20 protein-coding genes are annotated in these 21,077 nt (G+C 36.1%); 10 read left to right on the forward strand and 10 right to left on the reverse strand.

Features of this window, described 5'->3' with window-relative positions:
• Positions 1-53: 53 nt before the first annotated feature.
• Entirely contained in the window at positions 54-3,485 is a 3,432-nt protein-coding gene (locus F6K06_RS04455; RefSeq protein WP_287240640.1) for a response regulator, read from the reverse strand.
• Between the two features lie 542 nt (positions 3,486-4,027).
• Between F6K06_RS04455 and F6K06_RS04460 the strand changes: the two genes are divergently transcribed.
• The 3 genes from F6K06_RS04460 (at position 4,028) to F6K06_RS04470 (ending at position 6,720) form a co-directional block, all read left to right on the forward strand.
• Positions 4,028-4,960 (forward strand): NAD-dependent epimerase/dehydratase family protein, encoded by a 933-nt coding sequence (locus F6K06_RS04460; protein ID WP_124146544.1) that lies wholly within the window; start codon positions 4,028-4,030, stop codon positions 4,958-4,960.
• A 459-nt stretch (positions 4,961-5,419) separates the two neighbouring features.
• Complete coding sequence (locus F6K06_RS04465) at positions 5,420-5,629, forward strand: hypothetical protein (RefSeq protein WP_124146543.1); 210 nt, start codon at positions 5,420-5,422, stop codon at positions 5,627-5,629.
• A 446-nt stretch (positions 5,630-6,075) separates the two neighbouring features.
• Positions 6,076-6,720, forward strand: a complete 645-nt coding sequence (locus tag F6K06_RS04470; RefSeq protein ID WP_124146542.1) for a pentapeptide repeat-containing protein — start codon at positions 6,076-6,078, stop codon at positions 6,718-6,720.
• A gap of 75 nt (positions 6,721-6,795) precedes the next feature.
• On the opposite strand, the gene F6K06_RS04475 is transcribed toward F6K06_RS04470, so the two are convergent.
• From F6K06_RS04475 to F6K06_RS04485, 3 genes are all read right to left on the reverse strand, one after another.
• Entirely contained in the window at positions 6,796-7,170 is a 375-nt protein-coding gene (locus F6K06_RS04475) for a hypothetical protein (protein WP_161564656.1), read from the reverse strand.
• Between the two features lie 28 nt (positions 7,171-7,198).
• Entirely contained in the window at positions 7,199-7,327 is a 129-nt protein-coding gene (locus F6K06_RS04480) for a hypothetical protein (RefSeq protein ID WP_282433625.1), read from the reverse strand.
• Between the two features lie 89 nt (positions 7,328-7,416).
• Positions 7,417-7,611, reverse strand: a complete 195-nt coding sequence (locus F6K06_RS04485) for a hypothetical protein (RefSeq protein WP_124154690.1) — start codon at positions 7,609-7,611, stop codon at positions 7,417-7,419.
• 132 nt (positions 7,612-7,743) lie between these two features.
• On the opposite strand from F6K06_RS04485, the gene F6K06_RS04490 reads away from it, so the two are divergent.
• A complete protein-coding gene (locus F6K06_RS04490; protein ID WP_161564982.1) occupies positions 7,744-7,917 on the forward strand; it encodes a hypothetical protein in 174 nt (57 codons plus the stop codon).
• 50 nt (positions 7,918-7,967) lie between these two features.
• Here F6K06_RS04490 and F6K06_RS04495 read toward each other — a convergent pair whose 3' ends face one another.
• Both F6K06_RS04495 and secA read right to left on the reverse strand, forming a co-directional pair.
• A complete protein-coding gene (locus F6K06_RS04495) occupies positions 7,968-8,315 on the reverse strand; it encodes a hypothetical protein (protein ID WP_287244120.1) in 348 nt (115 codons plus the stop codon).
• A 517-nt stretch (positions 8,316-8,832) separates the two neighbouring features.
• The gene (gene secA / locus F6K06_RS04500) at positions 8,833-11,643 is read right to left on the reverse strand and encodes a preprotein translocase subunit SecA (RefSeq protein WP_287244123.1); all 2,811 of its coding nucleotides are present in this window, start codon (positions 11,641-11,643) and stop codon (positions 8,833-8,835) included.
• 275 nt (positions 11,644-11,918) lie between these two features.
• Between secA and F6K06_RS04505 the strand changes: the two genes are divergently transcribed.
• Positions 11,919-12,128 (forward strand): hypothetical protein, encoded by a 210-nt coding sequence (locus F6K06_RS04505; RefSeq protein ID WP_287244126.1) that lies wholly within the window; start codon positions 11,919-11,921, stop codon positions 12,126-12,128.
• Between the two features lie 49 nt (positions 12,129-12,177).
• On the opposite strand, the gene F6K06_RS04510 is transcribed toward F6K06_RS04505, so the two are convergent.
• From F6K06_RS04510 to F6K06_RS04525, 4 genes are all read right to left on the reverse strand, one after another.
• Positions 12,178-13,656, reverse strand: a complete 1,479-nt coding sequence (locus F6K06_RS04510) for an MAC/perforin domain-containing protein (protein ID WP_287244127.1) — start codon at positions 13,654-13,656, stop codon at positions 12,178-12,180.
• Between the two features lie 105 nt (positions 13,657-13,761).
• A complete protein-coding gene (locus F6K06_RS04515) occupies positions 13,762-14,439 on the reverse strand; it encodes a hypothetical protein (protein ID WP_287244130.1) in 678 nt (225 codons plus the stop codon).
• A 617-nt stretch (positions 14,440-15,056) separates the two neighbouring features.
• Positions 15,057-15,602 carry a diheme cytochrome C gene (locus F6K06_RS04520; protein WP_124145050.1) on the reverse strand — a complete coding sequence of 182 codons (546 nt, stop codon included), beginning with the start codon at positions 15,600-15,602 and terminating at the stop codon, positions 15,057-15,059.
• A gap of 188 nt (positions 15,603-15,790) precedes the next feature.
• Complete coding sequence (locus F6K06_RS04525) at positions 15,791-16,699, reverse strand: MBL fold metallo-hydrolase (RefSeq protein WP_124145051.1); 909 nt, start codon at positions 16,697-16,699, stop codon at positions 15,791-15,793.
• A gap of 1,164 nt (positions 16,700-17,863) precedes the next feature.
• Between F6K06_RS04525 and F6K06_RS04530 the strand changes: the two genes are divergently transcribed.
• The 5 genes from F6K06_RS04530 (at position 17,864) to F6K06_RS04550 (ending at position 20,926) form a co-directional block, all read left to right on the forward strand.
• On the forward strand, positions 17,864-18,010 hold the full coding sequence (locus F6K06_RS04530; protein WP_161564527.1) for a hypothetical protein: 147 nt from the start codon (positions 17,864-17,866) through the stop codon (positions 18,008-18,010).
• Positions 18,011-18,090: 80 nt separating this feature from the next.
• Positions 18,091-18,345, forward strand: coding sequence for a hypothetical protein (locus F6K06_RS04535; protein WP_287308814.1), 255 nt, complete (start codon positions 18,091-18,093; stop codon positions 18,343-18,345).
• Between the two features lie 97 nt (positions 18,346-18,442).
• Positions 18,443-18,862, forward strand: a complete 420-nt coding sequence (gene rsfS / locus F6K06_RS04540) for a ribosome silencing factor (protein ID WP_124145053.1) — start codon at positions 18,443-18,445, stop codon at positions 18,860-18,862.
• 65 nt (positions 18,863-18,927) lie between these two features.
• On the forward strand, positions 18,928-19,428 hold the full coding sequence (locus F6K06_RS04545; protein WP_124154684.1) for a CGLD27 family protein: 501 nt from the start codon (positions 18,928-18,930) through the stop codon (positions 19,426-19,428).
• 544 nt (positions 19,429-19,972) lie between these two features.
• Entirely contained in the window at positions 19,973-20,926 is a 954-nt protein-coding gene (locus F6K06_RS04550) for an asparaginase (protein ID WP_124145055.1), read from the forward strand.
• Positions 20,927-21,077: the final 151 nt, after the last annotated feature.

The raw sequence follows: 21,077 nt of genomic DNA on the forward strand, positions 1-21,077 counted from the left end.
TTTTTTCCTACTTACATTTCAATTATACAGATATAATTTGCTCAAGTTTTTGATTATTTTTGATTCCAGATTGTAATTCCTTGCCAGTTCGTAGGTGTGCCCTCTGATAAAAAATTATTCACTCGTTGTAAATAAATTTCTGTGACTTTATCATTTGGATTTACTGTTAATACTTTTTGGAAATATTTCTTTGCCATGGTAAATTCTTGTTGTTGATAATGTAAAACTCCTTGAGCAAAATTTGACTTAACCTGTCTTTTTAAGTTTAGCAAAGATTCGGTTTCTCCATCCATAACTTCATAAATTTTAATGGGATGATTCCGCCCTTTCACCTGGACTCGATCTAAAAATCTAATTTGATATTGATTTGCATCTACTAAATTATTAAATACTGCTTCACTAATAATGATAGAAACGCCATAAAATTTTGTTAATCCTTCTAAACGAGCAGCTAAGTTTACATTATCTGAAAAAGCATCACCTTGGATTCTTGCTTGTTCTCCCACCATACCTACCATCATTTGTCCAAAGTGAATGCCGATGCCAATTGAAATAGGTTTATAACTCTGATTTTTCCTAATAATATTGTATTCTACAACTTCTTTTATTTTGGCAATACCTGCCTTGACAGCATCATCTGCTCCATTAGGAAATACAGCCATCATTCCATCTCCTAAATATTTTACTATAAATCCATAATTATCTCTAACTTTTGGACTGACACGCCCTAAATATGAATTAACAAAGTTAAAGTTTTCTTGGGGTGTCATTGTTTCTGAAAGAGCGGTAAAAGACCGAATATCAGAAAACATTACTGCCATTTCTTTACTTACATGATTGCCTAATTCTACATCAATTATAGAGTCTTTTTTGAGGAATTTCATAAACTCGTCAGGCACAAAACGACTATAAGAACTGTTGATTTGAGATAGTCTCAAATGAGTTTTAAGTCTGGCAATTAGTTCATTTTTAGAAATAGGTTTAGTCAGATAATCATTAGCACCTACATTCAATCCTTCTACTAAATCGTAAACTTGATTTTTAGCAGTCAACATCAGAATTGGTAACTCACTAGGTAAGAAATTTTGTCGCAATTTTTGTGTAACTTCATAGCCAGTCATTTTTGGCATCATTACATCTAATAAAATTAGATCTGGCTGACAACCTTGTTCAATTATTTTCAAAGCTTCTATACCATTCATTGCTTGAACTATGGCATAATTTTGGAGGGATAAAATATTGACGAGTACCTGTAAGTTTACTGGTTCATCATCGACAATCATAATTTGAAATCTTTGGACGGTTTCTAGTGGTTTGATTGTATTATTTTTTGACTCTTCTTGAATAAGAATCTCTTCTTCTTTTTGTTCAGTTATAGCTATATTATTAGCATCTGTAAATCTTGATATATTGGAATTGTTACTAATAGCAATTTCTGTAGATATTGGCAGAGTAAAAGTAAATTGAGAACCTATTTCAATTTGAGATTTCACCCAAATTTTTCCTCCGTGCAATTCCACCAGTTTTTTAGTAACTGCTAAACCTAAACCAGTACCTCCATATTGACGAGCTGTGGAACCATCATCTTGTTCAAATGATTCAAATATTCTGTATAGTTTATCTTCTGCAATACCAATACCAGTATCAGAAATAGTAATTGCTAATTGTTGGTTTTTGAGAATTGGATGCTGACTATTGAACTGGGAATTTTCTTGTTGATTAATAATCTCTACCGATATCTCTACTTTCCCAGTATCTGTAAATTTAATCCCATTACCAATCAGGTTATATAAAATTTGATGCAGGCGATTTTCATCAGCATAAACTGGAGGTAAATCAACAGGAATAGAATTAACTAATTCTAAAGTTTTAGTACCTATTAAAGATTGACAAAGAGTAACAACTACTTCTGTTATTTCTCTGATTCCTACAGGTTTTAACTGCAACTCCAGATTTTGATGTTTCAGTTTAGCAAAATCAAGAATATCATTGACTAAATCTGTAAGTCGATGACCACTTTGAGCAATCATTAATAAATTTTTTTGCTGTATTTCCGATAATTCTCCTGTTGCTCCATCTAACATTGATTCAGCAATTCCAATCATTCCATTCAGAGGAGTACGAAGTTCGTGAGAAGTATTTGCTAAAAATTCATCTTTAAGTTTATCTAATCTTTGTAAGTCATCATTTTTCGCTTGTAGAGTAGTAAATGATTCTTGTAATTGTACAGCCATTGTATTAAATGAATGGGCTAATTCTCCTAGTTCATCAGAGTGTTTAATATCTACTTTTTGTTGCCAATTTCCTTGAGTAAAATCCCTAGCTGCTTTATTTAAGCTGATAATTGGTTGAATCACCCATCTAGAAGTTAAAATTCCACCAAGTATTGCTAATCCTAAAGCTGCTAACCATAATAAAATTGTATTGCGTCTTTGAATATTAATTTCTTCCATAAAATCTGCTTCTGGAACTACTACTACAATAATCCAGTCAATACCTAAACCATATTTTACAGGTTTGATTTCTAGGAAGTGACGTTGATTATTAAACTTAAAACTTAGCTGTTGACTTTGATTGATTTTAGTCAGGCCAAAGAAGGTTTTCTGTAAGTATTGAGCTGAAGCTTGAATTACAGGTACATTGCTTTCTAAAGCTGGCAGTCGTTGTAAATTTTGTTCATTACCTGGAGTCATAAATAGCTCTTCTGAAATGGATGTAGCCACTATTAATCCAGAACGTTCGACAATAAATACTTTTCCGGATTTACCTATCTTTAGCTTAGTTAAAAATTGACTGATTTTATCAAGAGTTAAATCTACACTAAGTACACCTTTACGAATACCTTTTTCATCATAATAAGGTAATCCATTAGAAATGCCAAAATTATCTCCATCTATCCAAGGATAAATTTTAGTCCAGGTAGGATTTCCCGCTTCGATAACAGCTTGATACCAAGGTCTATTCCTCGGATCGTATGGAAAACTTTCAATTCGTGGTTGGATAATATTTCCCTGTCGATCAAGAGTATATTGTTCTAGATTTCCTGCTGTTAAATAATCGCTAATTCCTAATTGTAAACTTTGATCCTCTAATCTAATTAACCATACTACTTCTCCTTCGGTAGAGCCAAAACTAATACTACTAATATTTGGAAATAGTTGCATTTGTTTAAATAAATATTGTTGCCAATCCCAGAGTTTTTCTGCATCTAAATTATTGATACGAATAGCATCTCTATTAACTTGATTAATTAAAGGAGGAATTTTTAGATAGCTTTCTAAATGTTCATCAACACGGGTTGTCACTCCATTGAGTAACTGACTAGCAACATTATTGACCGCCTTTTGTCCATTGCGTAACGAGAGCCATCCGGTCAAACCTACAGCAAACATAATTTGCAGCACAATAGGTAATACAAAAACTTTACGTAGAGAAGCTTTTCGATATTTATTCTTATTTGAACTATCTAAATATTGAGTAGGCATAAGTAAATTAATTATGGTATTACTATGATTTTTAAATTGTCGAAAAAAAATTAAAATACTATACTTACCATAGCAAATTTTAAATTAATTTGATACATTTATGGATGATTTAATTGAATTGCCTTTAATCATTTTGAAGAAGGAAGAACCAAGAAGCAAGAAGCAAGAATAAAAAAGTAGATGGGGTGGGTTTGTAGACAGGAAGTGGCAGGTCGTTAACTATGCCCAACCAATTGTAGACACCGCAAGTGACGGTGGGGTATTAAACCCATAAAGAAAAAGATAAATATGAATTTATAACTCTAGTTATAGCTTCTTCCATTTTCCATCTTCCCTATTCCTTAAAGTTTAATATTTATCTTGAATTTCAGTATGATTCGCTTCCAGCAAGTAAGTACAGTGTTGAGAGATTTAATCAAGTTAAAAAATTAAATATCAAGGTTGTTTATGCCCCTAAAACTAATCATGGAATTTAATTTTTGACTTTTGGCTTGGTAAATGGGTATGATGAAATTATTAGTTGTTGGTAAAAAAGAGGAAAAATGCGAATACTGATTATGGGTGGGACTCGATTTATTGGAGTCTATTTAACTAAAATTCTAGTTGAACAAGGACATGAAGTGGTACTATTTAACCGTGGTAATAAACCAAGTCCAGTTCCAGAAGTTAAAGAAATTCATGGCGATCGCACGGATGCTACTCAACTCAAAGAAAAATTAGCGCCAGAAAAATTTGATGCTATTTTTGACAATAACGGACGAAAATTAACTGATACAAAACCTTTAGCTGAAATCTTCAAAGACCAGGTACAACATTTCATTTATATGAGTTCTGCGGGGGTTTATTTAAAGTCTGACCAAATGCCTCATATTGAGGGAGATGCTGTAGATCCAAAAAGCCGTCATTTAGGAAAATATGAAACAGAAACAGAATTAACAAATCAAGGTTTACCCTGGACTTCAATTCGTCCTACTTATATTTATGGACCACAAAACTATAACGATCTAGAAGCATGGTTTTTTGACAGAATTGTACGCGATCGCCCGATTCCTATTCCGGGAAATGGACTCCACATTACTCAATTAGGTCATGTCAAAGATTTGGCAATGGCAATGGCAAATGTATTAGGAAATAATCAAGCAATTGGTCAAATTTATAATGTTTCTGGAGAGCGTTATGTCACTTTTGATGGTTTAGCTCGCGCTTGTGCTGAAGCTGCTGGAAAATCTCCTGATTCTATTAAGTTAGTACATTACGACCCGAAGCAATTTGACTTTGGAAAAAAGAAAGCTTTTCCATTACGAGTTCAACATTTTTTTGCCAGTGTAAATAAGGTGATGCGGGAATTAAATTGGCAGCCAAAGTTTGATTTAGTTTCTGGGTTAAAAGATTCATTTGAAAATGATTTTATCGCCTCCGGTCGTGACAAAGTAGAGGTAGATTTTTCAGTTGATGATGAAATTTTGAAGGTGTAATATCATGTCCGGTTGAATAGTTATAAATAACAAGGTAGGAGTCAAGAGTCAGGAGAGAAGAGGGGAAAAAGAAAGTATAAAAAGGAAAAAGTTTTTTTATCACTAATTATCCGGACATAATATAATGTCAAATTTGGTAGTATCGGTATAAAAAAGTATAGAAACCGGGTTTATTAAATGCCCCACCATACTAACATCTACTTCCCATAAACCCGGTTTCTTATAATACTCTAAGCGCAAGTAGATTTTGATATAAGTTTGAGGTAGTCAGCAGTGGGAGATTTGTAGTAACAAAACAATTTTGTACGTTAAGACTAAAATTTTTACTCGGAAAGTATCTGAGAAATAAGATTTTGGATGTATAGTGCTACGTGCAAGTCAGAAATTAGAATTGAGAAGTTATCCATGACAACTGATAACTGAAATGACTGAGTTATATCATGTCCGGTAGCATCGGTCTTGTATAGCAAAGGTAAGGAAGAAGGAAGAAGGAAGAAGGAAGAAGAAAGAGGGAAGAGGAAAGAAGGCTACCCTCGCAAGAAAAAACCATCATTTCCTGTAGATATTCACCCTTGGGTTTACACAAACGATATAAACGGACATGATATTACGGAAAAATTAAGGTATAAAGCTTCTTCATTCATGGAGAAAAAGCGATCGTTAGCGTAGCTTCCCGTAGGGTGGGATGGCGAGGTTTCCCGCTCTTAGAGATCTGCTGCCTCTTGCAGAGGAGCTTTCCTATCGGAATGCTGCGCAAACGCTAGCGCTAACGCCATATCCAATCGACCAAGAGAAGAACAAAATCCTTTGAGTCAATCCTCTTCTTTCTAAGAAGAGGTAATTATTAATTATTAATTGTTGAAGGAGCAGCTAACATTTTAAGAAAAATAGTGACACAGCTAGGTCTGGACTTAGCCAAGGTGGATAGGAAAGTGTTGAAACTGCCACTCTTTAACTAAAAAATATTGGTGCGACTCGTTAGCTTAAAAGCTAGCTTTTTATAATCCAAGGTGTTTTAACCCCTGGAGAATTCAATTGCATAACCTTATCTCAGTCTAGAAGTATTTTTGTTAAGATAGCAAAACAAGATCTAAATTGATTTTGTCTATTGAATTATGTCCCAAGACTTTTCTTTTCAAAGTCTGTGCGGTTATTCCTTTAAAGGTCTTGACCTCGCAGGTGCAGACTTTTCACACTCAGATATTCAAGGAACGGATTTCAGCAACGCCCTTTTGTGTGATGCCAACTTTAGTCATGCTAACGCTGGAGTGCAACTTCATTATCGCCTAGGTTTAGTTATCATATCGCTACTTTTATCTGCAATTTCTGGATTGACTGCTGTACTAACGGCTGTCTTTACTGGTTATTTACTCTTTCCTTACTCTATTAGTTCAGACAATTTTTTAGCTTCTGTAATTGTCCTATTGATATTTGTCCTTTTTTTAATTATCGCTATCCGTAAAGGATTACAGGCAGCTTTTGGAACTGTATTGATAGCAGGATCTTTACTTGGGACAATAATGGGAACTATGACGGGGACTGTAGCAGGTGTGGCAGCAGGAGCAGTGACAGCGACTTTGACTGTCGCAATTGTAGCGGTAATGACTGCTGTTTTAACCACAGTTTTGGCTATGGCAGGAACTATAGCAGGTCTAGTAGCAGGAGTAGTGGCGATCGCTGTTAATCTAGCAGGGGCCAGAGTAGGGGCGACGATTGGTACCAATGCGGCTACCTTTGATGCGGATATCATCAGGCGCTAGGAAATTGAAATAGTCTTGGATTTGCATTATTGCTTATTAAAAAATTACGGCATAATCTCAAAAAATTGACAATGCTTAGGTCGAAATAGCTGAAAGTCTCTTTGAACCAAAGTCAAGACTTTCGTGATTTCCAAACATTCTGCTGCAAGGTACTGATAACTGATAACTGATAACTGAATAAAACCATCCTGATTTTTCCCTAATTTCTCCTTGTAAAATTTCCTCAGAATTAGTTGCTAAATCTGGGGAAGCAGCAAATAAACCAATTAAAGGTTCGGTTTCTAAGTTCTTATTTTGATTGCTAAATTCTAGATCGGGTTGGGATTGATAATTAGCAGATTTTGTTTGCTCTTTCATTTGAGCTATGATTTTTTCCATTAGCCATATTTTCTCATCTAAGGATAAGTTATTAATGGCATTTTCTAGCTGAAGCAATTTAGATGAAACCATTATGATTTTTGTGATTATAGAAAATAAATTACATCATACGGTTATAATTATAACACAATACGCTTTCCTTTCTCTGCAAAAGAATAGCGATCGCCTGAATATCTTCCGAACAAGCGATCGCTGATTCCTGATACTTTCGGGCAGGCAGAATACTCACCCTACTTAATTATTGGTGCATAAAAGGTTCATGGTTGTCATTGCGAGGCGATAATATTAGAGAGTTAACCTCAATCTGAAAGAGTCAAGCTAGCCGTAGGCGAAGCCTTCTCGCAGAGTAGCAATCTCGTAGATCCCTGAGATTGCTTCCTTCCACTCCGTTCCAGTCGCAATGACTTGGGTATAGTAATTATCGGGATTTGATATTAGAGCTAGAAAATCCAGAGGAGCTACCATTCTCGTAGTTATGCACAATTGACTGATGATGGTTTGACGGAATGGCATCCGGCTTTTCTAGAATTGGCCACAACGTTAGAGGAATGTGCCAAACGGTATCGGGACTTTTGTAAGCGGTACACTCCTAAAAAGAAAAAAACAACTCCCCGCCGTAATTGGGGGAATTGCTTTCTGGACAAAATGACTAAGGGTTTTCAGGCCAAACCAAAGGGTAGGGAAGGGGTTCCTGGACAACTGAAGTTAGACCTAGAGGGGTATCAGGAGGTGTACCAGGTAGACCCGTTGGGAAGTTGGTTTGGCTCAAAGGCTGCTCATACATTCATTACAGCAAATGGGGCTGCGATGATGGTTTAACGAGTTGGGTGATGCTAACATCAGCATGTGCTATCCTTTTAGATCAATCATTATTTATTTTTTTTATCTACCTCCAATTTCAATTTATCGTCTTTAATTTTCCACTTCCATTCATATTTACTAACATCATCCTCTATACTCTCCCAACATTGATCCACTATCCTCCCCAACCAATAAAGACCTTTTCGTTGATCTCCTTCTACCCAACCATCTGTCTCAATTTCGATTGTGTCCTTATCCTGGTCTATCTCTAATCTCTCATAACATGCAGTAAGTTGCGATTCAACTATACATTTTTCCCAATGGATAGCCACTTCTTCCCGATCAGCATAAGCTGGGAGAGCAGTAGTCAACAGTAACAAACAAGTAGCCAAAACAGTAACAACTAACTTTTTCATCTTCAATAAATCTTCTTTTACTAAACCGAAGCATAGCTTATTTTTTTTTTTTTTGTCAATGGCTTTACTGTACCAATGAGTAAGTCTCAATCTAAGTCCAAGTCCATCTAAAGTCTAAGTCCAAATCTCAGTACCGGGATCTAATGGATTTGGTAAAACCCATTGTTCAGCAGTATTCAGCTCCAGAATATAGTCCTGGGATTCTGGTTCATAAGGTTCTCCATTAATATAATAATTAATAAACCTCCTCCCGATGCTCTGGAAAAACTAACCTTTCGTGGTACATTCAAGGAACCTTCGCCAGAACTCTTAATCTCGCGATCGCTAATCTGTTGTTCGCTCAACAAATTGATAATGGATAATGATGAAAATTTTAAACTTTGAGTAACAAGCAAACTTTCTGAATCCAAAAAGCTTTGGTAGGGTGCGTTAATGAAATGTAACGCACCACCTATTATGTCTTTGGTGCGTTACGCTGACGCTAACACACCCTACTGGACTAGGGATTTATATTTTTTCACACCGTCTCCGCCGCCGTAGTCTGCACTGCAGGTTGCGGCTGGAACTGGAACATAGAATAAACCACATTCCGACGAATATCCGTCATCATATCCAAAAACAACTCATAACCCTCACTCTTATACTCAATCAACGGATCTTTCTGACCATAACCCCGCAAACCAACCGACTCCCGCAACGCATCCATCTGCTGCAAATGCTCCCGCCACAAAGTATCAATTTGCTGCAAAATAAAGAAACGTTCCGCATCCCGCATCAAACCACCACGAATCTGATTCACCTGCGCTTCCTTAATATCATAAGCATTCCTCACCTGCTCGTGCATAAAAGTCTTAATATCATCCATCGACAAATCAAATAACTGTTCCGGAGTTAAATCTGCCAACAGATACACAAACTCCTTCACCTTACTTACCAACTTATCTAACTCCCACTCTTCCGAAGGCAACTCAGGATTAATATACGCTTCCACAATATCATCCATAGTTTGCTCCGCATACTTAATCACCTGTTCCTTCAAATCCCTACCTTCCAATACCCGTCGGCGTTCCGCATAAATTGCCCGACGTTGATTATTCATCACCTCATCATACTCAAACACCTGCTTCCGCATATCATAATAATATGTTTCCACCTTCTTCTGGGCGCCTTCCAACGAACGAGTCAACAACCCAGATTCAATTGGCATATCTTCCTCAACCCCAAACGCTTGCATCATTCCAGCAACACGATCGCCACCAAAAATCCGTAATAAGTTATCGTCCAAACTCAAGAAAAATCTCGTCGAACCAGGGTCTCCTTGTCGTCCCGCTCTACCCCGCAACTGATTATCAATACGCCTTGACTCGTGACGCTCAGTACCAATAACGTGCAACCCACCCAGACTGATCACATTATCATGTTCCTTATCTGTATAGCCTTCATATTCTTTGCGAATCAAATTGTACACTTCCCGTAACTTTTGAATTACCGGGTCTTGAGTAGGAGCTTTTTCCGCAGCTACTGCCACTTTATCTTCCACCACCAACTCAGGTAGCGCTCTCTCTCCCCACTCTTGCACCGCAAAACTTACTGTCTCCTTCAACATCTTTTCAGTTTGTGGCGACAACTTAACTGGAAAAATTTCAGGCGATACTTTCCAGGTTTTCACCTTCTTCTGTTCGCCAAAACCTTTAGCTGAATTTTGCTTTTTAGCTCCTTGTACCCGCATCATACTCATACCATCGTCTTCTTCCGGTTTAACAACCCTCGGCATCAGATACTCCCGTAATTTCAACCTTGCCATATACTCAGCATTTCCGCCCAAAATAATATCAGTACCCCGGCCTGCCATATTAGTAGCAATAGTAACTGTACCCTTACCCCCTGCTTGCGCCACAATTTCTGACTCTCGCTCCACATTTTCTGGTTTAGCATTCAGCAGTTGGTGGGGAATTTTCAGTTGAGCAAGTAACCTAGAAAGTAACTCTGATTTTTCCACACTGGTTGTACCGACCAAAACTGGGCGACCTGCTGTGTGCATTTCCGCACATTCATTAGCGATCGCTTGCCATTTCCCTTTCTCTGTTTTATAAACCACATCTGATAAATCTGCTCTACCAGTTGGTCTATTAGTCGGAACAATAGTCACTTGTAGATTATAAATCTTCTCAAATTCCGTTTCCTCTGTTTTTGCCGTTCCCGTCATCCCCGATAATTTGGGATAAAGTAAGAAGAAATTTTGATAAGTAATAGTTGCCAATGTTTGAGTTTCTGGCTGAATATCCACCCTTTCTTTCGCCTCGATCGCCTGATGCAAACCATCACTCCAACGTCGTCCAGGCATTACCCTACCAGTAAATTCATCAACAATAACTACTTCTTCATCACGAACAATATAGTTAACATCTTTGATAAATAATTCTTTTGCCTTCAAAGCATTAAATATAAAATGTGCCCAAGGATCTTCCGGGTTATATAAATCTTGTACTCCCAATAACTCTTCTGCTTGAGCAAAACCCTCATCGCTCAATAACACATTACGAGCTTTTTCATCTACTTCATAATGTTCTTTTTCTTTATCCAAAGCTGCTGCAATTTCTGCTGCTTTAATATATTTTTCACTCGGTCTTTCTACCTGCCCAGAAATAATCAGAGGAGTCCGTGCTTCATCTACTAATACAGAGTCAACTTCGTCAATAGTGCAAAAATTAAATGGACGTTGTACTACCTCATCCATGCTAGTTGCCATATTATCGCGCAAGTAGTCAAATCCGACTTCACTGTTAGTAGCATAAGTAATATCGCAGGCATAATTTTTTTTCCGTTCTTCTGGATTCATTCCCTGTTGAATTAACCCTACGGTTAAACCCAGAAACCTATGCACTTGTCCCATCCATTCCGCATCCCGTCTAGCTAAGTAGTCGTTAACCGTAATTACATGGACACCTTTACCTGCGAGGCCATTTAAGTATGCTGGTAGGGTAGCTACAAGGGTTTTACCCTCTCCTGTTTTCATTTCTGCGATTTGGCCTTGATGTAAAATAATGCCCCCCAAAAGTTGGACATCAAAGTGTCGCATACCTAGCACTCGCTTTCCTGCTTCTCGGACTACAGCAAAAGCTTCCGGTAGAATTTCTTCTAATATTTCTTTTTCTTCGTCCTTAGACGTTGCTTTTTCTAGAGCTTGTCTAAATTCTCCTGTTTTTGCCCTTAGCTGTTCATCTGAAAGTTGTTGAATATCTTCTTCGAGAATATTAATCTCTGTCACCCAAGGTTGAAATTTCTTGAGTTTGCGTGCGTTGGGGTCTCCGAGAAGTTTTTTGAACATAGTTGTTATTTAAGTTAAATTCCATTGATTAATTGCCAAAATGGTTATTTAGATACCATTTTTTATGAATTTTGTCAATATACCTCTGATCTGAGTTTAGTCAGTTTAGAACTATTTGGTTGTTAAAAAATAGGTATCAATTATTTTATCAAAAATTCACTGGTCTAAAACCATGGCCAATTGGGGATAGGTGTTACAATCACAAAAACTAGGGGTGTCGGTAAGCTTTGTTCACCGACACCCCAACATTACTTAAGGCGATAATTAGCAGGAGTATGAGTATTGAGACTCAAAATATTCAGGTAATTTCCCCGCCACTTGTCTATTCTCAGTGTATTATATTTGAAGTACAGAATGTAGATTCTGAGTCAGAGTCATGGCACAAGACAATTCTACTCGAATCAAGTTTTGAGGAGTTTGGGAATACTGGAAAACTTAAAGGATCTGGTACACCCTCTTTAAGACAAACCGAACTAGCAGAGTGAATTTATTGTTTAGAGGAATCTTTTTTCATCTCAATTGCGAGACTTACTCTTATCTTGTATATGAGAATAATCGCTTAAATTTCTTCGCCTTTAGCTTTCTTTTTTTCTTTGAATTTTTCCATATTTCCGGTCCTGGTCCTAATACTTCTTTCTGTGGTGTATCTTCTAAGAAGCTCCTTTGACTTATTAATTCTAAAGCTAGACTAGCATAAGAAATGCCATTTAGTAACAACGGTTTATCAGTGTCTGGATAATATGAATAACGCATAAATGCACGAATCGCCTTATTTCTCAACTCTTCTTCTTCAATAAAGCAGATGATAGGAACAAGCTCAGAATATTTAATGACTGTCCATGTCTTGTAAGAGTTCAAAGACATCATCCATCCAATAGGATTTGTTATTGCCGATCCAAGACCACCGTAGTATTCCAACTCCATATCCATTTTACTAGACATATTTTGACTAGCCTTTATCTCTCCTTCTGATTTACCTTCCCCTTCACTTCCAGCACCGAAGAGATTTAGGCTAGATGCAAAGGAAGATTTAAAGGATGCAAATTGTTGGGAATTAGAATCAATCTTTGAATTTACCTCACTTTGCGCACATATCTTACCCCCGAGCGTAAATTTCAATGGCACAAAGTAACCATATTCGTTCAAAAGATAATTTAATTCTACAAAGCTATAGAACTCATCATCTCCTGTTAAAGCGTCCTTAACCTTCTTATAAAACTTAGAGTTAAATTTAATATTTTCCCAGTCTACAGATAGAATCACTTTTGGTATTGTATACTCTGCAAGAAGGTAGGTCTTACTTTTTGCACTTAGTTCGCTCTCTCCAGAAAATTCACCTTCTAAATCTGAATCTAAACCACCAAATAAACTGAGTTCTTGATTACTACTTCCCTCTGAAACAAATTTTCCTACTTGATGAGCTACAAATTTTGTTTTGGCATCTACTGTGAAGAATCCCTTTTTTCTGGGTACGATCCAATTAGGATGATAAGTTTTTTCAGGTTTAGGAAAAGGTTTAGTTTCAGGTTTAGGAGGAGGAGTACTTTCCTCATCAGGAATATCATGCTCCCAATAAATAGCTTCCTTGAATGCTTTTGATATAACCCAATCTTCATCCTGAGACTGAATTTTGCTAACAGTAAGAGCCTTTTTTAATTGCAATCTTCTGTATAAATCTACCTTCTGATCGTCAATTAAATCTTGGAAAAAATGTTTAATTACTCCAGGTGTAATTTGTTCAACTGATTGAGCTGCTGCCAATTGAAATTGAGTTGCTGTAGGTTGAATAACTTCTGCAAGTACTTGTTGAAGAAATTTAATAATTTCTCCTGGTAGTGCAGCTGTTGCAGGTTGGATAAGTTCAAGTAATTTTTGAAGGAATTGAATAATTTGCTCTGGTGTAATTGGTCCTGGATCTGGTGTTGTATCTTTGTCTTGGTCTGTATTTGTTGCTAGTGCTGCCATAGAGTCAGATGGAGGTGAATTTAATTTAGTCTGATCGTCTTGTGTCATTTTAGATTTTTCTCCTTAATAATTCTGTCGATACAAATATGATGAATTTAGTTCAATTAATACTAATCATCAAATGAATTACGTCTCAAAAGTCAAATTGGCGAGTTATTGTGCAGAACTTTGCAAATCACATATATCTGTGATATCTTCGCCTTCTTTGAGTACATAGAAAAACATATGGATAGAGCCATTGGTGATCAAATTTAATTTGTCCCTATCCTCTATTATGTTACTGATAATTGTAGATTGTTGCTGTGAATTAGAATTTCTGAGCCTGACCGGAGAAAGTCCTGGACGATATTTATAATTATCTTTTTCATAGCCATAAATAGGCCATGTGACAATATTAACCAAGTGGTTTCTTAGAACATTGCTATTTATCTGGTTATCCAAGTACTGAAAATCTCTAACTCTAATAGGATCTCCTTCATATTGGTATTTATCGACTGTGACTTCTAATTTTTCCTGGCTTTCCTCATCACCTTTATTAACAGCATAGAGTCTATTGACTATGCTGTTTTCTGTTGTAAATATTTTAAAACCATATCCACAAGGACCGTTCGATCTAATAGTAAATGAAATATACGAACCTTCGTATAAGAAGACCACGTAATCAAAGTACCATGTATTTTCTCCTTCCTGGTCAAGTTTAACTAGGATAGGCTGTTTGTCTGTACCACATTCATTGGCACTTAGCTCCTCATTCAAAGAAACCTTTACTTCTAAGTCGCGATCTTCAAAGAAATCGTATTTAGTGCCTTTTAGTAATTTTTCATCACTCATTGTACCTATTCTCCTTTTTTGAATTCCTTAAACGATAACTGATACCAATTACATAAATTGGGATCTCTTGTGCGACTAAGTATTACTTCAGCTTCACTAAAATTACCACCCATGCCTGTATGAATAATTACACAAGAGTGGTCAAAATTATAGGTAAAAGCTTGTCTTTATATATATCTCAAACAGATAATATTCTTTATTTTTATAGATGTCAATATCCTACATTCCTTACTGCAAAATGTAGTATCTAGGGACACTTCAATAATTTAATAATTAATAGATAACTCTTCTATAATAGGAGAATTGTCTGTTTTTTTTCTCCATGAACGTAGAGGCTTTATAACTTAAATATTTAGGTAAAACTTTTGAATATTTATATTTATTAATCTTATAACAAAAAAGATATATAATGTTAGATAGATTTGCCTTGAGGTAGTTTTTTTTATTGTTTTTAAACTTATCTTCCTACTACTTCCATTAGTTTTAAATTTTGACTTAAATGTTATCAAAATAACTGGGTCTAAAACCATACCTTGATTGGCGAAATGTTTTTGGAGGGTTGCTCAAAATTCCTCTTACAAAAACAATTTCTAACTTCTAACTTTTGACTTTTGACTTTATTCAGGCCATTCTGCATTTAGAGTCCGAAAGTCAAATTTTGCAGCGCTAGGATGACAAGAAACACAACCCTTGATATTCACATTTTGAGGAAATTCTACTCTGGGATGAAGCGCTTTGAAATAACGAGAACTAGAAATTCTGTAAGGTATTCTTTCCTCTTGCTGTGATTTGACACGAGAAGATACTTGTAGGTAATTCCAAATAAGTTGACGAGGTGGATCTATAAGAGTAGGGAGTTGTATACCGTAATGTTGATAATCCTCTAGAATTACTTTCCAACTTTCTGTGGGAAGGACTTGAGGTGGTACTGGAATATGACAAGTAGTACAATTGTCTAAATATAATGACAGTCCTAATTGGTGACGTTTGGGAACCACATCAACATTACTCATTAGTTGAGGCTCAATTTGTGAAATAGTTGTTGCAGTAGAAATTTTTGCCATAACCAAACCACAACTTGCACTCCATAAAAATATCAGTAGTAAAAGTAAAAAAAGAAATGGTCGTCGTCTACCTTTATTTCTGAGATTAGATATTGGCATTAATATAATTTCTGTGCTAGTATTTCATTATTTTTTGCTACTTTAACTAGCTATCAGCCATTAGGCTAAAAAGGTAGTACATAGATAATGTTATCTAAAAGCTTGGGTTGTTCATTCCCTGTCCATTCCGGAATGCTCCGCTTTCCGCGCAAAGCTGACCGCTGAACTGCTGAGGTGTTAAACGCTTTCTAAAGAATTGGAATTGTCATACCTTCTTTTGCTACCAACCCATTGGGAAATACTGACTGGAGAGCAACTTGAATTTCATCCAATAAATTATCATGATGAGAAGGGTCATGTTGAAACATAACTATTTGTTTGACTCCTGCTTTTTTTGCTATTTCCACACCTACTTCCCAAGTAGAATGTCCCCAACCAATTTTAGGAGATTCAGGATTATAGTATTCTTCGTTTGTGTAAGTAGCATCATAAATCAGCAAATCAGCTTTACGAGCTAGATGAAGTACATTTTCATCAAAACGATCTTCATAATGTTCTGTATCTGGACAATAAACTACACTTTTACCCTGCCAACAAACTCGATATCCAATAGCAAAATTTGGATGATTTAGAGGAGCTGTTTCAATCTCAATATCATCATCAATTTTAATTACATCTCCAGTGCTAAAGTCATAAAACTTCATCTCAGAACCCATAACCTGTAAAGGAATAGGAAAGTTAGGATTTACCATTTGATCGGATAAACATTCCTTAATTGTAGTCCCGTCAGGTGCGATTGCCCCATGTATGTGAAACTTATTGACAGGCATAAATGCAGGAACAAAAAATGGAAATCCTTGAATATGGTCCCAGTGAGTATGACTAAAGAACATATATGCTTCCACTGGCATTTGCTTCATTAGGTTTAAACCCAATACTCTTAAACCTGTGCCTCCATCAAAAATCAAACGTTTTTCCCCTAAGCGCATTTCTACACAGGAGGTATTACCACCATAGCGAACTGTACTACTACCAGGGGTAGGTATACTACCTCGTACACCCCAGAATTCAACTACAAACTTAGTTTGCAAGGAGGCTGACTGAGTATCTATCTCCTCAGATTGTGATATTGGGGCTGACGGCTCTGAAGACTGCATATTTCTGTGTTTCAGACTTGCGGTTAATACGAATCTGTTAAGAATTTCTTAACTGTCAATTGAGATTATTCTAGCAAAATCAGGTACTAATAATTGCTAGTATATCTTTAAAAAGATAATTTAGTTTAGTATAGAAAGCTATACTTTAAATCTAAAAATTTTTATTGTTTAGTTTGAAAGAGCTTATAGTTAAGTCTTGATATATCTTAGGCTTTAGTAAAACCTCTGTATAACTAAACTATTTTAAATAGCGAGTTAGTAAATAAATATTTATTCAAAAAATTATAACTTTTCAATTTGGAGAACTAGGGGTTTATAAGTCAGTTAATTTTGATAATTTAACCAAAAACAAATATAAGCATTCAGCGGTCAGCTATGAGCTATTGATTTTGAGTCCCCGTAAAAGCAACCTTTGAAATTGAGAAATAATAAAATTTACTGTCAAACTCTCCTGACTAAACCTTAGAACTAATTATTCATTACTAATTGCTGTTAACGTAGTCCTGACCCAGGGAATAACTGACTGCTAATAGCTGTTTACGCAGCATTCCGCAGGAAATGCTTACAAACAAATACTAAAAACCTGTCGAAACGTTATAATTGTTTTTCCCTGTTGTTGTCCCTTAGGTAAAAATCTGATAAATTTATACTTTAAGAAAATCACAAACTCTTATCAAAATCATCAGTGTGAAGTCAAAATAATTGTTATGAAATATGAGGAATTGTCAATTCCAAAATAGGAAAAATTAGATTTGGTTCAACTTAAAGACAAAGTATTAACATCAGGGTCATTTCATTCTAGATTTTGACAATGAATTTATTGATTTTCAGACAGCGAAGATACATTTCCTAAACCTGTAACGTGGTTTAGTCAATACATAAAATGGCACAGTGTTAGAATGAAACAGCGCTGGTATTAACATGGCTTTCCGTTCATGTTTCAGTCTCTAGGCTCAAACATATTCTTAGAGTATAAAAAATGGCACAGGATATAGCAAACTATTATACTATAAACTAGGAGAAAGATCAACTAGCAACATTGATGCACGATCTTGCTAAATATTTTTCTCCCCTATTATTACAAATTTCTAAGTCAGAGGGTTTAGAAATAGATTTAGTATCAGAAGTCTCTTCTCATTTGCTTCATGCTAATGTAAGTGAATTGTGGCAAAAAAAGAGTTTGGTATCAAGGATCAGGAGATTTTAGCATCATTGAAGAAGGAGACAGGAGACAGGAGACAGGAGACAGGAGGAAAATTACATGGGGATAGTCAACGAAGGGCCGCTCCGCGTCTACGCTCCCCCAAGTAATGCGTGAATACCCCCGTTGACGGTGGGGTATTAAAGCCACAAAGAAAATGATAACTAATTATACATGAGGAGAGCCAGCTATGAATCAGCTAAGTTGCATAATTTTCCTCGCAGATACTTTAGAACCAGGTAAAGGTGACAATGCAGAGTCACAGCATTTGAGACAACTTAGTAAGGAAAATCTCTTCCAAGCAGTTTGGTTAATCTGCGATTATACTATAAAGCACTTGCTAGGGACTAATTGTTTGATTCACCCAAAAATTATATTAACAAGAAATTGGTTCCTGAAAAAGGCCAAAAAACCCGAGGATGAACAAAAAATGAAGCAGCAATAAAATCAATCAGATTATGACTAATACAAAGGCTAAAAATTAGTCAACAGAAATATCCAATACAATAAATATATATAAGGAAAAGGAAACAGATAATTTAATGTCAAATTACCCCCATATTCAGTCCTTGTCAACCGAATTAAGTCAGACAAATTCAGAATCCGATGGAACCTTAGAATTGACATCGACAATAGTTAACGCAGCATTAGACCGTAAAGGAGATAACATTGTTGTGATTAAAGTATCAGAAGTATCTTATTTAGCAGACTACTTCGTAATTATCACAGGTTACTCTAATGTTCAAGTCAGAGCTATATCTCAGGCGATCGCCCAAAAGGTAGAACAAGATAGAGAACTTTATCCTCTAGGAGTAGAAGGCCAAAACGAAAGTTCTTGGATATTAATGGATTATGGTGATGTCATAGTCCACATATTGAAGCCCGAAGAACGAGAATTCTACAATTTAGAAGCATTTTGGAGTCATGCAGAAAAAGTAGATACTTTATCATTGCTCAATTAGGATCAGGCTGTCAATATGAACTACCTCTTTACTGGCATAAAATATAAGTGAGGAAAAATTGATTTATGACTAGACAGATAATATCTAGCTCTCCAGTTCCCCTAGAACAACAACCAGTCAACGAATATGAAGAACTCAAAAATTCCTGGTTGTTTTGTTGGGTAACATTAGAAAGACTTCAGTATATAAAGAAGTTAGTCTGGGTTTGGCTCTGGAGTTGGTTAGTATCAGGCCCAGTAGCAGCAGCAAGTTTTTTTCCAGAGAAATATCCGATCGAGTTTTTACTGAGTGGGTCAGCAGGTGCAAGCTTTATTCTAATTTTGGTATTATTGCGACTTTATTTAGGTTGGAATTATATACGATCACGTCTTGCTAGTACTACTGTTTTTTATGAAGAGTCTGGTTGGTATGATGGGCAAACATGGCTGAAAACACAAGAAGAAATTACAAAAGATAAGTTAATAGTTAACTATCAAGTTCAGCCACTTATCAAAAGATTACACAAAACTTTTTATAGTTTGCTATTAATAATTTGTCTCGGTGGAATAATCTGGGTTTCGATCTAAAATTAACCCAAAATAGTTACAAAAAATCATAGTAATTTTGATTTAGGTAGTCAAGTAATTACAGTTATTTTTACCTGACTCATTCTCAGATTATATGCTTAACTATTTTTCTAAAATATCTGCTACATTACACTATTCTATACAATAATCTCATACGGAATTGTACTTAAATAGTTTATATTTAGAAACTATTTGTAAACAAAAGATTAAGTAGGGTATGTGACGGCACGCTTACCACTGATGGAATAATGCTCGGTTTTACACCTCACGCACCGGGTGCTGTGGGATGGTGCGTTAGTTTCACGTAACGCACCCTACGTGATTTAATATTCATTTAACAAAGACTCTCTTCAGACGATTATCTTAGCTGACATGACTAAAAATACTCGTACTTTTAAGGAAGAAATATTGATGAGCATAACTTAGTTTAGTATAAGAGAATCAGTTGAGACTTATTAAGATTAAATTGATAGATAGTCTTCAAAAATACAGTTAAATTAATGTACTTGATGAATACTCAACTTGCCCAAAACAATAAATAAAAATGACAAGGGGAAAAAGAACACAAACTTCGCAACTAGAAGTCAGACTACTCCGAGAAGGTATCCTTGAATCAATTCACCAAGTTCAGGCCACTGTGTGCGACCATAGAGGTCGGGTTTTGTCCGTGGCCGGAGGTGCAGATACTGCCACATTTGTCCGTTCAGCTCTCAAACCATTTCAAGCTTTAGCAGTTACTACTACAGGCACCCTAGAACGTTATGACTTAACTGACTTAGACTTGGCCATTATCTGTAGTTCCCATCAAGGTACAATAGAGCAAGCAAGACAGGTATTTAACGTTTTATGGCGTTGTGATATTGACCCATCAAAACTCCAATGTCCAACTCCTGCCAATAAAAATAGTCCTTTGCAATATAACTGTTCTGGTAAGCATGCAGGTATGCTGGCTGTTTGTCAGCAAAGAAATTGGCCGATGGAGTCTTACCTGCAAATGAAGCATCCAGTTCAACAGTTGATTATTAGCAAAGTAGCTGAGTTACTGGCAATGCCCGCAGCAGAATTTATTGGCGCTCGTGATGACTGTGGTGCTCCAACTTATCTCCTGCAACTGAGTCAAATGGCAACTTTATACGCTAAACTGGCTTCAGGTGATAGTTTGGATCTAGAACGAATTGTCAGGGCGATGACCTATCATCCAGAAATGGTAGGGGGAGAAGGAAGTTTTGATACAGAGTTGATGCGCTTGACGGCAGGAGAAATTGTTAGTAAGTCTGGGGCCGAAGGAGTGCAATGTATTGGTCGGGTAGGTGAAGGGATGGGTTTGGCCATTAAAGTTAATGATGGTGCTAAACGAGCGAAATATGCAGTGGCTATTCATTTGTTAACTCAGATGGGTTGGATCAGTCCAACTATTGCTGAGACTCTAGGGGAAAACTATATGTCTCTCAGTAATGTCAAGCGTTTGGAAGTAATTGGAGAAATGTGTATGGTATAGTTCAACAATTAATAATTAATAATTAATAATTAATAATTAATTATTACCTCTCCTTGAAAACGGATTGGATTGACTAATAATGAAAATTTTTTCTTGTTTCTCCTTTATGAGGAGAGGCTTTAAACCTTAATTATTTGGTGATTGGACAGCC

It is taken from the genome of Okeania sp. SIO1H4 (assembly GCF_010672695.1).
Taxonomy (GTDB): Bacteria; Cyanobacteriota; Cyanobacteriia; order Cyanobacteriales; family Microcoleaceae; genus Okeania; species Okeania hirsuta.